Source organism: Pseudomonas sp. P5_152, from assembly GCF_033989915.1.
In the GTDB taxonomy this organism is placed as follows: Bacteria; Pseudomonadota; Gammaproteobacteria; order Pseudomonadales; family Pseudomonadaceae; genus Aquipseudomonas.
Window position 1 is genome coordinate 5476728 of record NZ_JASFAH010000002.1, and the last position, 13438, is coordinate 5490165.

Below are 13438 nucleotides of genomic sequence, written 5' to 3' on the forward strand. Positions count from 1 at the left end.
CTTAAAGATCGAGCACCAACAGCTCGGATTTGCTGCGCGATACACAAGGCATCAGGCAGCGGTTGGCTTGCCGCTCTTCGCGGGTCAGGTAGACGTCGCGGTGCTCCGGTTCGCCATCCACCACCGCAGTGCGGCAGGTCCCGCACACACCTTGTTCACACGAGGTGTCCAGCGTTATCCCGCGGGCCTTGAGGCTGTCCGCCAGGCTGACGCCGGCCGCTACGGTAAATTCCTCGCCGCTGCGTTGCAGGCGTACACGGAAGGGTTGGTCGTGGTCGTGGCTGACCTCGTTGGCGAACAGTTCGAAGTGCACCTGGCTGTCGCTCCAGCCGGCTTCGCTGGCCAGGGTGCTGACCAGGTCGATCAGGGCCTTGGGGCCGCAGACATACAGGTGGGTGCCGGCACTCGCCTGTTGCAGCACGATGCGCAGGCGTTCGCGGGTCTGCTGCGGGTCCAGGCCGGTGTGGATGCAGTTGTGCCGCAGCTGATGCAGGCGCTCGGGGAACGCCACGTGGGACTCGCTGCGCACGAAATAATGCAACTCGTAGGGCCGTTCGGCGGCCTGCAGGGCCGCGCCCATGGCCAGCAGCGGGGTGATGCCGATCCCGCCGGCAATCAGAATCCCGGCGGTGCCTGGGACCAGGCGAAAATTATTCTTCGGCGCCGAGATGCGCAGGCGCTCGCCGGCTTTGAGGTCGTGGTGCATCGAACGAGAACCACCACGCGACTGCGCCTCCAGCTTGACCCCGATCACCAGGTGCTCACGCTCGTCGGGGGCGTTGACCAGCGAGTACTGGCGCACCAGCCCGCCGGGTGTATGCACATCGATGTGGGCACCTGCTTCGAAGCTGAAGCCGCCATCGGCGGGCAGGGCCAGCTTGAGGGCGACGATCTCGCTGGCGGTGGTCCAGTGCTGCAGCACTTCGACTTCCAGGGTTTGCGCAGGACGGCGTACCACTGGGGTGGGCGCGATGCGCAGGCTGTCAGGGGGCCGGCTGGTCGCGATCAGTCCGGCCTGGTTTTCCAGGCGCTGGCGCAGCACGTTGAGGATCCGGTTATGCCAGCGCAGTGGGTCGACGCCGGGGCGCCCGGCGAGGGTGCTGCTGTGCACGATGGTGCGCTCGGCACTCGCCGGCTGTAGCCAGAATTGCACCTGGCAGGGCTGCTCGGCGCTGCGCCAGGACAGTTGCAATGAGTTGTCGGTCTGTTGCAGTTGCACCGAGTCGAGCTGGCAGTCCGGATCCAGTTGGGCGTAACCGGCCAAGGCCTGGCGCACGTCGTCGAGGGCGGCCTGGAAGGGCAGGCTGCGCAGGTGCAATGCCAGGGGTGGCAAAGCCGCTGCTGGCAGTTCTTGAGCCTGTTGCGCCTGCAGGTTGACCCAAATCATCCCGTGCGCTTCGCTCACCGCAAAGGTCCGCGCGCACACGCTGGCCGGCGGGGTGCTTTGCGAGGCCGCCGGAATCAGCGTGCAGCGGCCATCACCGCCCTGGTACTGCCAGCCGTGGTATTGGCAGCGCAGCCGGGAGCCGAGGTTGACGCCCAGGGTGAAACGCACGCTGCGGTGCGGGCAGCGGTTTTCCCAGGCGTTGACCCGCTGCTCGTCATCGCGCCAGAGCGCCAGTTCCACTCCCAGCAATTGACCGTGAAACACATGGCGCAGGGTCAGGTCGCTGCTCTGCGCCACCGGGTACCAACGAGTGTCGGGCTGCATCATGGCTGGCCTCCCGCGGCCTGCGCTGGCTGGTAGGTGCCGTAGCGAATGCCCTTGTCGCGCAACCAGCGACGATAGGCACTGGACATCGCGTCGGCCCGGGTCGGGATCTCGAATTTCGGGTCCAGGGGCAGGGTCCGGGGCAGGTGGTTGGAAAGGATCATCAGGTCCTGGCTGAAAATGGTCTGCTGGAACAGGCGCAGATCGCGGTCGCTGCTGGTGGCGTCGACATAGGCCAGGACCACGTGGGCGATGCACCACTCTTCATCCAGCGGCTGGACAAACAGGCAGATGGCGTCGCGTCGCTCTGGCTGCTCGGGGCTGGTCTTGTACAGAATGGCGACGAAGGGGCGGGTCACGCGGTACACATAGTGCGCCTCGATCGCTTGTTTCGACCCGGCGGCCGCCATGGGCTGGAATATGCGGCAATCGGTGGCCAGGATCTCGTCCCGCTCCTGGTCGACCTCTACCTTATAAGTGCTGATATCGGTGTAGGGTTCGGCCCCGAGTAAGCCGGTATGGACGTAGGGGAAGTGCGCCATGTCGAGAAAGTTTTCCACCACGCGCAGGCCTGAGGCATGCACCTTCATCGAACCGGCCCCCAGCACCCGGCGATCTGGTTCATCGAACTCCGCTATCTGGAAAAATTCCGCGTCGGGTTCACCCAGGCAGACCCAATGGGTGTGATACAGGGTCGTGGTGCGACAAGGCGCGCCGCTGTCGTCGGCACGGATGGCGCTGAAGTGGCCCGCGCCGTCGCGACCAAAACGGATCTCGTGGCCCAACAGCTGTGTGCGGTAAATCCTGCCATCGACCAGGTCTTCCACGACGGCCAGTGGATACCACTGGTTCCAGATGCTCGATTCGATGCTCATAGGTTCCTCACCGGCGGATTTTTGTTTTTTCCCGACAGTAGAGAAATCCACGGCATGAAACTAACGAGTAATGCTAATGGCTGGTATGAAAAAAAATACTACCTGGAAAAATGACCGGGTAGGCACCGCCAACATCGCCGATGGCGGTGTGTCAGGCACTATCAATGTTGAAAATTCCGGCCCCATCGCGAGCAAGCTCGCTCCTACAGCGATGGGGCCGGTCCAGTCTTCCCCTTAGTGAGAATGCCGTGGCTCGCCGCTGCGGGCGATGATGCGCAGGTGCAGGGTGGCCGGTTCCAGGCAGCCGCCGGTGGACAGTTGCCCGACCAGTTGCCGGTAGAGTTCCTGCCACGGGGTTTGCGAGGCCGGGATGTTTGGCTCCCAGGCTGCTCGGCGACGGGCCATTTCGGCTTCGTCGACCAGCAGGTTGACCGTCCGCGCATTGAGGTCGACGCTCAGCCGGTCATTGGTTTTCAGCAGGGCCAGGCCACCGCCCACGGCGGCTTCCGGGGACATGTTGAGGATCGACGGGCTGGCCGAAGTACCGCTCTGGCGGCCGTCGCCCAGGCACGGCAGGGAGTCGATGCCTTGCTTGATCAGCGCCGCGGGTGGGGCCATGTTCACCACCTCGGCACTGCCGGGGTAACCCACGGTGCCGACGCCACGGATCACCAGGATGCAGCGCTCGTCGATTTCCAGCGCCGGGTCGTTGATCCGCGCATGATAGTCCTCCGGCCCCTCGAACACGATGGCCCGGGCTTCGAAGCTGTTCTCCGCGCCGGGTTCCGACAGGTAGGTCTTGCGGAACGCTTCGCCCACCACCGACATCTTCATGATCGCGCTGTCGAAGAAGTTGCCGCTGAGCACGATGAAGCCGGCGCGGTGCTTGAGCGGAGTGTCGAAGGGGTGGATCACGTCGGTGTTGCTGGTCAGGGTGCTGCGTACGATCTCGCCGATGGTCTGGCCGCTGACGGAGGCGCAGTCCTCGTGCAGGCGACCGGCCTTTTGCAGTTCGTGCATCACCGCCGGTACGCCGCCGGCGCGGTGGAAACCTTCGCCCAGATACTTGCCGGCCGGCATGCAGTTGACCAGCAGCGGCACGTCTTCGCCAATCCGTTGCCAGTCATCCAGGCTCAGCTCGACGCCCATGTGCCGGGCGATGGCGATCAGGTGCGGTGGGCAATTGCTCGAGGCGCCCAGGGCCGAGGCCACGGCAATGGCGTTCTCGAAGGCTTCGCGGGTCATGATCTGCGACGGTCGCACATCCTGGCGCACCAGCTCGCAGATGCGCTTGCCGGTGGCATAGGCCATCTGGCCGCGCTCGCGATAGGGCGCCGGAATGCTCGCGCAGCCGGGCAGGGACATACCCAGTGCCTCGGCCAGGGCGTTCATCGACAAGGCCGTGCCCATGGTGTTGCAGTGACCCACCGAAGGCGACGCCGCGGTGGTCATTTCCATGAAGCCTTCGTAGTCGATATCGCCGGCGGCGAGCAGGTTGCGCGCATGCCAGAGCACGGTGCCGGAGCCAATCAGTTCACCCTTGTGGTGACCGTCGAGCATCGGCCCGCCCGACAGCACAATCGCCGGCAGGTCGGTGGTCGCGGCCGCCATCAGGCAGGCCGGCGTGGTCTTGTCGCACCCGGTGGTCAGTACTACGCCATCGAGTGGATAGCCGTGGAGGATTTCCACCAGCCCCAGGTAGGCCAGGTTGCGGTCCAGCGCGGCGGTGGGACGGCGAGTCTGCTCGGCAATCGGGTGCACCGGGAATTCCATGGGAATGCCGCCGGCATCACGGATCCCGGCCTTGACCCGTTGCGCCAGCTCCAGGTGGTGCCGGTTGCAGGGCGTCAGGTCGCTGCCGGTCTGGGCGATGCCGATGATCGGGCGACCCGATTGCAGCTCTTCACGGGTCATGCCGTAGTTCATGTAGCGCTCGACATACAGCGCCGTCATGTCGGCGTGGGCCGGGTCGTTGAACCATTGCTCGCTACGCAGCGGGCGTTTCGGGGTGTCACTCATGATTCATAGCTCTCTTATAATTGGATGAATCGACAACCGGCGTCGGGCTTCAGCGGGCGAGCAGGCCTCGGGACGCCAGGTTGCGCAACAAGGCGCCGACGCCAAAGGTCCAGGGCGTGGCGGCAGAACTGTGGGTCACGCGGTTGTGCAGGCTGCCGAGCAACGGGCTGCTGATGCGTACCTGGTCGCCCAGTTTGTGGGTAAAGCCGCTGCCGACGTGATCACGGTCCTCGGTCGGGGCGAACAGGGTACCGAGAAACAGCAGGAAACCGTCGGGATATTGGTGATTGGCGTTGAGGGTCTGCCCGGCCAGGTCCTCGGGATCACGGCTGATCTGGCTCATGGAGCTGGAACCGTGCATCCGGTAGCCGTCCGTGCCCTCGACCTGCAGGTCCACCACGCAGGCGCGCACATCGTCCAGGCTGAACTGCTCGTCGAACAGGCGAATGAACGGGCCGATGGCGCAGGACGCGTTGTTGTCCTTGGCCTTGCTCAGCAACAGCGCGCTGCGACCCTCGAAATCCCGCAGGTTGACGTCGTTGCCCAGGGTCGCGCCGTGGATCTGCCCGCGGCTGTTGACCGCCAGCACCACTTCCGGCTCCGGGTTGTTCCAGATCGAGCCGGGATGAATGCCGATCTGGCTGCCGCTGCCGACGGCGGCGAGCACCGGCGCCTTGGTGAAGATTTCCGCGTCCGGGCCGATGCCCACTTCCAGGTACTGCGACCACATGCCTTGTTCGATCAACAGTGCTTTCAACTGCGCCGCTTGTGCGGAGCCGGGCACGATCGAGCGCAGGTTGTCGCCAATCACCCCATGGACGATAGCCCGCACCTGCTCGGCCTTGCCAGCATCGCCACCGGCCTGCTCTTCGATGACGCGCTCGATCATGCTCGCGGCGAAGGTCACGCCAGCGGCCTTGATCACTTGCAGGTCCAGCGGTGGCAGCAGGTAGGGTTGGCTCGGGTCGGCATCAGGGCCGGTATTGGCCAACAGGTTTTCGACGCTGGTCAGGAAAGTGCCAGGGGTTTGGCGTACTTCGGCCAGGGGCGCGTCCGACTCCAGCAAGTCACTCAGGGTCGCGAAGCGCTGCGACAGATCGAACACGCCATCGGCCCGCAGGACAATCAGCGAAGGGCCGGCAATCGGCCCTGGAACCCAGGCGCGACCAATCAAGGTACCGGCCACGCCATCGACCGGCAGGGTGTTCTCGGGAGTAAGCAGTAACGACATGGCAAATCTTCCTGGTCCGTAAAGGCTTCACGCTATGACTGGCACTCGATAAACTCCAATGAGATATTTTCAGTAATCGATAACTCCTGGTTATTGTTTGACGAGGCACACCCATGTCCGAACTGTCATTCTCCAGCTTCTGCGGCTGGCTCAAATTCCGCCATCTGCTGCTGATCGACACCCTGGGCCGCACCCGCAACATGCACTTGGCGGCGCAGCAGATGAACCTCAGCCAGCCGGCTATCAGCAAGATGCTCAAGGAAATCGAAAGCCTGCTGGGGTTTGCCTTGTTCGAGCGCCAGCCGCGCAGCATGCCGCCCACGGCGCTGGGCGAGCATGTCTTGCGGTATGCGCAGATCGCTCTGAATGACGCACGTTCGTTCGTCGAGCAGATCGGCAGCCTGCGTGAGGGCGGCCATGGTCATCTCAAGGTCGGCGGGATTTTTGCCGCCACCGCCATCGCCCTGCCCGAGGCGATTCTGCAGATCAAGCAGCGCTGGCCGCTGTTGTCGATCGAGGTGGTGGAGCAGACCAGCAACCACCTGATGGAGATGCTCGAAGAGAAAAAACTCGACCTGGCGGTGGCCCGGTTCACCGAGCACAGCCAGGAGCAACGCTACGACTTCCAGCCGCTGGCCCCGGAACCGTTCTGCATCGTGGTCAATAGCCGCCACCCGCTGGCAGACGCCGGGCCGATCTCCTTGCAGCAGTTGGTGGACCTGCCGTGGATTCTGTACCCGGTGGGCACGCCGATTCGTGCGCGCATGGAACTGGCCTTCGCCGAGGCTGGGGTGGCGCTGCCGCGCAATACCGTCGACACCATCTCGATGCAGACCTTCCTCCAGGTCCTGCAGCGCGGGCCGATGATCGGCATGCTGCCGGATGCCATGGTCTATCCACTCCTGGAAAACGGCCAGTTGAAAGCCCTCGACACGCCGCTGCACCTGGCGCCACAGGACTACGGCATCCTCACCCGCAAGGGCGAGCAACTGGTGGGGGCGGCCCTGGAGTTCGCGCAGATCCTCACGGACAACGCCCGCCTGGCCAGGGACCAGGTGGCTGAAAATGCGGCAGTCGCAGGTGAAACTCGATAACGCTTGGTTATCGGTTAATCCAAAAATGCCATTGGGAAAGAATCGATTCGCGGCAGTAGAGTACCGACCAGATTTCACTCTGGGTCAGGAGACTGTCATGCCCGAACTGTCTGGTCACAACTTCATCGCCGGTGGCCGTAGCGCCGCCGGCTCCGTGGTCCTGCACAGCGTTGATGCGACTACCGGGCAGCCGCTGCCCATCGCCTTTATCCAGGCCACGGCCGAGGAAGTGCACGCTGCTGCCACGGCGGCCCATCAGGCCAGCGCGATCTACAGCAATTTGCCGGCCGAGCGCCGGGCCGAATTCCTCGACACCATCGCCAGCGAGCTGGATGCCCTGGACGAGCAATTCGTCGCCCTGGTCTGCAGCGAAACCGCCTTGCCAGCGGCGCGCATCCAAGGCGAACGGGCCCGCACCAGCGGGCAGATGCGCCTGTTCGCCCAGACCTTGCGCCGTGGTGACTTCCTCGGTGCGCGGATCGATTTGCCGCTGCCCCAGCGCCAGCCTCTGCCACGGGTCGATCTGCGTCAGTGCCGCCTGGGCGTCGGCCCGGTCGCGGTGTTTGGTGCCAGCAACTTTCCCCTGGCCTTTTCCACCGCCGGTGGCGACACCGCTGCGGCCCTGGCCGCTGGCTGCCCGGTGGTGTTCAAGGCCCACAGCGGGCACATGGCGACGGCCGAGCAGGTGGCCTTGGCAATCATTCGCGCCGCCGAGAAGACCGGCATGCCGGGCGGGGTGTTCAACATGATCTTCGGTGCCGGCGTCGGTGAGGCGCTGGTCAAGCATCCGCTGATCCAGGCAGTCGGCTTTACCGGTTCGCTCAAGGGCGGCCGGGCGCTGTGCGACATGGCTGCTGCCCGGGCGCAACCGATCCCGGTGTTCGCCGAGATGAGCAGCATCAATCCGGTGCTGGTGCTGCCGCAGGCGCTGCAGGTGCGCGGCGAGCAGATCGCCCGCGAACTGGCCGCCTCGGTGGTGATGGGCGCCGGACAGTTCTGTACCAATCCGGGCCTGGTGATCGGCATTCGTTCGCCAGCGTTCAGCGCTTTCCTGCAATCGCTCAGCGTGCTGATCGCCGAACAACCGGGGCAGACCATGCTCAACACGGGCGGCCTGCGCAGTTACGTCGAAGGCTGCGCCACCTTGCGCGCCCATCCCCAGGTCACGCACCTGGCCGGGCAGGCGCAGGAGGGCAATCAAGCCCGGGCGCAACTGTTCCTGGCCGACGTCCAATTGCTGCTCAGTGGTGATGAACTGCTGCAGGAAGAAATCTTCGGGCCGGCCACCGTGGTGGTGGAAGTGGCCGATCGCGCTGAATTGCTGGCGGCCTTGCAGGGCCTGCGCGGGCAACTGACCGCCACCCTGTTGGGTGAGCCGGACGAGCTGGCACACGCTGCCGACCTGGTGGCGTTGCTGGCGCAGAAAGTCGGCCGGGTGCTGGTCAACGGTTACCCGACCGGCGTCGAGGTGTGTGACGCCATGGTCCACGGCGGCCCTTGGCCAGCGACTTCCGACGCCCGTGGCACCTCGGTGGGCACCCTGGCCATCGACCGTTTCCTGCGTCCGGTGTGCTACCAGAACTTCCCGGATGCCTTGCTTCCCGAAGCGCTGCGCAACAGCAATCCATTGGGGCTGACGCGCCTGGTCAACGGAGAAAAAACCACCCAGGCACTCTAGTCCACGCTGCATCGCCGGGTGAATTGCTCGCCCGGCGTGACCCATTCGATAAAAACAATCAGGCATGTCCACATGCCCAGGGGTTATCTCCATGCAAACGATATCCGAGCATCTGCCCGCGCAGGCGCAAGCCAGCGAACTCGACTTTGAAGACCGCACCTACCGCAAAGTGATCTGGCGCATCCTGCCGGTGCTGCTGCTGTGCTACATGGCCGCCTACCTGGACCGGGTCAACATCGGCTTCGCCAAGCTCGACATGCTCAACGAGCTGCAATTCAGCAATACCGTCTACGCCCTTGGCGCCAGCATGTTCTTCTGGGGCTACTTCCTCTTTGAAGTACCCAGCAACCTGTTGCTGCATCGCTTCGGCGCGCGCTTCTGGATCGCGCGGATCATGCTCAGCTGGGCGGTGATCTCCATGGCGGTGGCCTATACGGTGCCGCTGGCGGGGTTCTTCGGGCTTGAGTCGAGCACCATGTTCTATGTGCTGCGATTCCTGCTGGGGATCTGTGAAGCGGGCTTCTTTCCCGGGGTGATCCTGTACCTCAACTACTGGTTCCCGACCCATCGCCAGAGCCGGGTGATGTCCGGGTTCCTGATGGCCATGCCGATCAGCCTGACCCTGGGCGGAATCCTCTCCGGCTGGCTGATGAACAGCATGCAAGGGGTGCATGGGCTGTCGGGCTGGCAGTGGATGCTGATCATCGAAGGCATTCCTTCGATCATCATGGCCTTCGTGGTCATCGTTTGCCTGGCCGATAACATCGACAAGGCCAAGTGGCTGTCAGCCGCCGAGAAAGCCATGCTCAAGGCCAACCTGCAGACCGACAACCAGGGCAAGGTGTCGCGCCTGGGCGAGGTGTTCTTCAACCCGCGCGTGTGGTTGCTGGTGCTGATCCTGCTGACCTTCAACACTGGCTTCTATGGCCTGGCGTTCTGGATGCCATCGATCATCAAGAGCACCGGCATCACCAACAGCCTGCACATTGGCCTGCTGACCGCGATTCCCTATGCAGTGGCCACGGTGGCGATGCTGCTCAACGCACGCCACTCCAACCGTACCGGCGAGCGCCGGCTGCATGCGGCGATTCCGGCCTTCATCGGCGGCGCCGGGCTGATCCTCAGTGCCTTTTTTGCCGACAACCTGATGCTCTCCGTGCTGTTCCTCAGCGTCGCCGCCTCGGGGATCCTCAGCCTGATGCCGATTTTCTGGACCTTGCCAGGCACCGTGCTGTCGGGTGTGGCGGCCGCAGCCGGGATCGGCATGATCAACGCCATCGGCAACCTGTCCGGCTTCACCGGCTCGATGATCACCGCCGTGGCCGAGAACCTCACGGGCAACATCAACAACGGTACTTACGTGCTGGCGGTGTGTCTGTTCATCAGCGGCGCGTTGATCCTGGCGATCCCTGCGGCGATGCTCGGCCGGACGGCGAAAACCGCGGCCAGCAGCGCTAACGTGGAGCGAGTATGAAGATGCACAACAAGCGGGTGCTGGTGACGGCGGCCGGGCAGGGCATCGGGCTGGCCAGTGCCATCGCCTTTGCCGAGGCGGGTGCGCAGGTGTTCGCCAGTGATATCGAGGTGCGCGGGCTGCAAGGGATTCCGGGTATCGAAGCCCTGACCCTGGACGTCACTTCGGCTGGCGCCATCAGCGAGGCCTGCCAGCGGATCGGCGGCCTGGATGTGCTGTTCAATTGCGCCGGGTATGTGCACAGCGGCAACATCCTTGAGTGCGATGAAACGGCCTGGGCCCGGTCCATGGACATCAACGTGACCGCCATGTACCGGATGATCCGCGCGGTGCTGCCGGGCATGCTCGAGCGTGGCGGCGGTTCGATCATCAACATGTCGTCGGTGGTCTCCAGCGTCAAGGGTGTGCCCAAGCGTTTTGCCTATGCCGCGAGCAAGGCAGCGGTGGTGGGCCTGACCAAGGCGGTCGCCGCCGACTTTATCGGCCAGGGCATTCGCTGCAACGCAATATGCCCGGGCACCGTGGAGTCGCCGTCGCTGCGCCAGCGGATCGCCGAGCAGGCGGCGCAGCAGGGCGTCGCCGAGGCGCAGGTGTACCAGCAGTTCCTCGACCGCCAGCCCATGGGCCGTATCGGCAGCGCCGCGGAGATCGCCCAGTTGGCCGTGTACCTGGGCAGCGACGCCTCGGCCTACACCACCGGTGGCGTGCATGTCATCGATGGCGGCATGAGTATCTGAGCGCCACCCGGCACCTTTAATTAGCAGCAGGAGCGACACATGAAATTAGTGCGTTATGGCGACAAGGGTTCGGAAAAACCGGGCCTGCTGGATGCCAACCAACAGCTTCGCGATCTCTCGGGCCACGTTGCCGACATCGCCGGGCAGACCCTGACTCCACAGGGCCTGGCGGCCCTGGCGGCGATCGACCCCGCCAGCCTGCCGCGGGTGCCAGGCCAGCCACGGATCGGCGCCTGCGTCGGCCAGGTGGGCAAGTTCATCTGCATCGGCCTGAACTACGCCGACCATGCCGCCGAGTCGAACATGGAAGTGCCCAAGGAGCCGATCATCTTCAGCAAATGGACCAGCGCCATCTGCGGCCCCAACGACAACATCGAGATCCCCCGTGGTTCGCTCAAGACCGACTGGGAAGTCGAACTGGGGGTGGTCATCGGCAAGGGCGGGCGCTACATCGATGAGGCTAATGCGATGGATCACGTCGCCGGTTACTGCGTGATCAACGATGTCTCCGAGCGCGCCTGGCAGTTGGAGCGCGGCGGCACCTGGGACAAGGGCAAGGGCTTCGACACCTTCGGCCCGATCGGTCCGTGGCTGGTCACCCGCGATGAAATCGCCGACCCCCATGCGCTGGACTTGTGGTTGGAGGTCGACGGTCACCGTTACCAGAAAGGCAACACCCGCACGCTGATCTTCAGCGTGCCGCAACTGATCGCCTACCTGAGCCGTTGCATGAGCCTGCAACCTGGCGACATCATCTCCACCGGCACCCCACCGGGCGTCGGCCTGGGCATCAAGCCCGACCCCGTCTACCTGCGCCCCGGCCAGACCATGCGCCTGGGCATCGCCGGCTTGGGCGAACAGCTGCAGGTGACGGTACAGGCGGATTGAGCCTCACCCCTCACCGTGGGATTGACAGGTGGGGGGCTGGGCCAACAGTATCGAGCCATGACCAGAACCCACCGCCTGAACATGATGTGCTGCTCCATGACCGCCGCTGGCGGGTCATGAGGTCAGGCGCGTTCAGGATATGACGTTATGACCCAAGGCCCCGCCAGCAATGGACGGGGCTTACCGGCGCTGCGGTTACCGGGGTGAGCAAACGTCCATCTACCATTCACCCTCGGGCCTGCAACTGGCCTGTGTGCCGATGGTGAAACAGTTGCAGTGAACCCGGCCGTCAATCCTTGCCGGGATACCGCGTCTCCATCACCACCGACAGCGCGTCGGGGCGCCAGAATTCCTGGTCGAACTCCACCGGCTGGTCGGTCTCGCCGAAATTCAGGCGCTCCAGGTAGACACTGGTGGAGCCCGGCGACAGTTGCAGCAGTTCGGCCTGTTGCTCGTTGACCGTGCCGATGTGCATCTGCAATTCGCAACGCGATTGCACCCGCGCAAAACGCTCGCGCAGGACCCGGGTCAGAGAGGTGTCTAGGTCGACGTCGAGCAGGCCCGGGCACCAACTGGCGAGCAGCGCGTTGAATTCCAGCAGCACCGGACGCCGGTCGATCCAGCGCCGGCGCTGGAGAAAAAACACCGGCTCTTGTGCCGACTCCAGCCCCATGCGTCGGGCCAGCCAACTGCCGGCCGGGCGCAATTCGGCCTGCAGGCATTCGGTGCGCGGCGTGCGGCCCTGGGCGCTGACATAGTCCATGAAGCCGCTGATGCGCGTCGGGTCGTAGCGGATGCGCTGCGGGCTGACGAACCAGCCGCGACGATTCTCGCGGTACACCCGGCCTTCGGCTTCCAACTGCTGCAAGGCCTGGCGCAGGGTCACCCGGGTGCAGCCGAAACGTTCGATCATGTCCCGTTCGGAAGGGAACTTCTGGTCGGCCTGGGGGATGCCGTTGGCGAGGTCCTGGGCGATCTGCTCGCGGATCCGCTGGTAGTGCGGTGAGACTGGGTCAAAAGGCATGACGTGGGACGCCCGATGGCGGATCGAAGAGGACGATGGCGCCCGGGGACACCATCGACGGGTTACCTACACTAACCAATCGCCCGGCCAGCCGTCGAGGGCTGCGCGCCGCCGTCCGCAATCCCTGGCGCTGGCCGCTCCTGGCGCGCCAGGTCCTGCTGCCAGGCACGCAGGCCGTAGATCGCCAGCAGCACAAAACCGGCGTACAGCGCGGCGGTCAGGCGCAGGTCCTTGAACAGGAACAGGCCGACATACAGGCAGTCGAGGACGATCCACAACCACCAGCTGACCACGTACTTGCGTGCCGCCCAGACGCTGGCGACCAGGCTGAAGGCAGTGAGCGACGCGTCCATCCAGGGCACGGAAGCATCGGTGTAGGTGTGCATCAGGGCGCCGAGCAGCCCGGCACCGAGGGCCCCGCAGAGCAAGCCGAGCAGGCCTTCGCCCAGGGGCAGCCGCGCCACCCGTACCTTGCCTTGTTCCAGGTGGCCCTGGCTCCAGCGCCACCAACCGTAGCCTTGCAGCAGGGCGAAGATGCCCTGCAACAGGGTGTCGGAGTAGAGCTTGGCGTCGTAGAAAATCCAGGCATACAGCAGCACCGCCAGCACGCTGACCGGCCAGCACCAGCGGATGCGCCGGGCGGTCAGCCAGACGCCGAGGAGGTTGAGAATGACAGCGATGATTTCAAGATCGGACATAACGGTTTC

Annotated in this window: 11 protein-coding genes and 1 pseudogene; 6 read left to right on the top strand and 6 right to left on the bottom strand. The window is 64.5% G+C overall.

Features of this window, described 5'->3' with window-relative positions; translation table 11 throughout:
- Position 1 precedes the first annotated feature (1 nt).
- The 4 genes from QMK50_RS25190 to QMK50_RS25205 form a co-directional block, all read right to left on the bottom strand.
- On the bottom strand, positions 2–1714 hold the full coding sequence (locus QMK50_RS25190) for a Rieske 2Fe-2S domain-containing protein (protein ID WP_320334291.1): 1713 nt from the start codon (positions 1712–1714) through the stop codon (positions 2–4).
- Positions 1711–2586: an aromatic ring-hydroxylating dioxygenase subunit alpha gene (locus tag QMK50_RS25195; protein WP_320334292.1), complete on the bottom strand. Its 876-nt coding sequence runs from the start codon at positions 2584–2586 to the stop codon at positions 1711–1713. Before QMK50_RS25195 ends, QMK50_RS25190 begins: the two co-directional genes overlap by 4 nt.
- A gap of 234 nt (positions 2587–2820) precedes the next feature.
- Positions 2821–4605, bottom strand: a complete 1785-nt coding sequence (locus QMK50_RS25200) for an IlvD/Edd family dehydratase (protein WP_095170402.1) — start codon at positions 4603–4605, stop codon at positions 2821–2823.
- A gap of 49 nt (positions 4606–4654) precedes the next feature.
- Positions 4655–5836 carry a fumarylacetoacetate hydrolase family protein gene (locus QMK50_RS25205; RefSeq protein ID WP_320334293.1) on the bottom strand — a complete coding sequence of 394 codons (1182 nt, stop codon included), beginning with the start codon at positions 5834–5836 and terminating at the stop codon, positions 4655–4657.
- Positions 5837–5949: 113 nt separating this feature from the next.
- Here QMK50_RS25205 and QMK50_RS25210 point away from each other — a divergent pair, with 113 nt between their 5' ends.
- The 6 genes and pseudogenes from QMK50_RS25210 to QMK50_RS25235 all read left to right on the top strand — a co-directional run.
- Positions 5950–6930, top strand: a complete 981-nt coding sequence (locus QMK50_RS25210; RefSeq protein WP_095170404.1) for a LysR family transcriptional regulator — start codon at positions 5950–5952, stop codon at positions 6928–6930.
- Positions 6931–7027: 97 nt separating this feature from the next.
- Positions 7028–8608: an aldehyde dehydrogenase (NADP(+)) gene (locus QMK50_RS25215; protein WP_320334294.1), complete on the top strand. Its 1581-nt coding sequence runs from the start codon at positions 7028–7030 to the stop codon at positions 8606–8608.
- A 91-nt stretch (positions 8609–8699) separates the two neighbouring features.
- A complete protein-coding gene (locus QMK50_RS25220) occupies positions 8700–10082 on the top strand; it encodes an MFS transporter (protein ID WP_159995254.1) in 1383 nt (460 codons plus the stop codon).
- Positions 10079–10819, top strand: a complete 741-nt coding sequence (locus QMK50_RS25225) for an SDR family oxidoreductase (RefSeq protein WP_320334295.1) — start codon at positions 10079–10081, stop codon at positions 10817–10819. The genes QMK50_RS25220 and QMK50_RS25225 overlap by 4 nt, the downstream gene beginning before the upstream one ends.
- Positions 10820–10858: 39 nt before the next feature.
- A complete protein-coding gene (locus tag QMK50_RS25230; protein ID WP_095170408.1) occupies positions 10859–11707 on the top strand; it encodes an ureidoglycolate lyase in 849 nt (282 codons plus the stop codon).
- 181 nt (positions 11708–11888) lie between these two features.
- Positions 11889–11987, top strand: a pseudogene (locus QMK50_RS25235) (GNAT family N-acetyltransferase); the annotation flags it as partial.
- A 9-nt stretch (positions 11988–11996) separates the two neighbouring features.
- Here QMK50_RS25235 and QMK50_RS25240 read toward each other — a convergent pair.
- Both QMK50_RS25240 and pnuC read right to left on the bottom strand, forming a co-directional pair.
- Positions 11997–12731 (bottom strand): UTRA domain-containing protein, encoded by a 735-nt coding sequence (locus QMK50_RS25240; RefSeq protein ID WP_320334296.1) that lies wholly within the window; start codon positions 12729–12731, stop codon positions 11997–11999.
- Between the two features lie 71 nt (positions 12732–12802).
- The gene (pnuC, locus tag QMK50_RS25245; RefSeq protein ID WP_095170411.1) at positions 12803–13429 is read right to left on the bottom strand and encodes a nicotinamide riboside transporter PnuC; all 627 of its coding nucleotides are present in this window, start codon (positions 13427–13429) and stop codon (positions 12803–12805) included.
- Positions 13430–13438: the final 9 nt, after the last annotated feature.

Excerpts from the sequence above, each read along its gene's own strand:
- QMK50_RS25225 (WP_320334295.1), top strand. The coding sequence starts at position 10,079 with ATGAAGATGCACAACAAGCGGGTGCTGGTGACGGCGGCCGGGCAGGGC.
- QMK50_RS25210 (WP_095170404.1), top strand. The coding sequence starts at position 5,950 with ATGTCCGAACTGTCATTCTCCAGCTTCTGCGGCTGGCTCAAATTCCGC.
- QMK50_RS25230 (WP_095170408.1), top strand. The coding sequence starts at position 10,859 with ATGAAATTAGTGCGTTATGGCGACAAGGGTTCGGAAAAACCGGGCCTG.
- QMK50_RS25240 (WP_320334296.1), bottom strand. The coding sequence starts at position 12,731 with ATGCCTTTTGACCCAGTCTCACCGCACTACCAGCGGATCCGCGAGCAG.
- pnuC (WP_095170411.1), bottom strand. The coding sequence starts at position 13,429 with ATGTCCGATCTTGAAATCATCGCTGTCATTCTCAACCTCCTCGGCGTC.
- QMK50_RS25190 (WP_320334291.1), bottom strand. The coding sequence starts at position 1,714 with ATGATGCAGCCCGACACTCGTTGGTACCCGGTGGCGCAGAGCAGCGAC.
- QMK50_RS25220 (WP_159995254.1), top strand. The coding sequence starts at position 8,700 with ATGCAAACGATATCCGAGCATCTGCCCGCGCAGGCGCAAGCCAGCGAA.
- QMK50_RS25205 (WP_320334293.1), bottom strand. The coding sequence starts at position 5,836 with ATGTCGTTACTGCTTACTCCCGAGAACACCCTGCCGGTCGATGGCGTG.
- QMK50_RS25200 (WP_095170402.1), bottom strand. The coding sequence starts at position 4,605 with ATGAGTGACACCCCGAAACGCCCGCTGCGTAGCGAGCAATGGTTCAAC.
- QMK50_RS25195 (WP_320334292.1), bottom strand. The coding sequence starts at position 2,586 with ATGAGCATCGAATCGAGCATCTGGAACCAGTGGTATCCACTGGCCGTC.
- QMK50_RS25215 (WP_320334294.1), top strand. The coding sequence starts at position 7,028 with ATGCCCGAACTGTCTGGTCACAACTTCATCGCCGGTGGCCGTAGCGCC.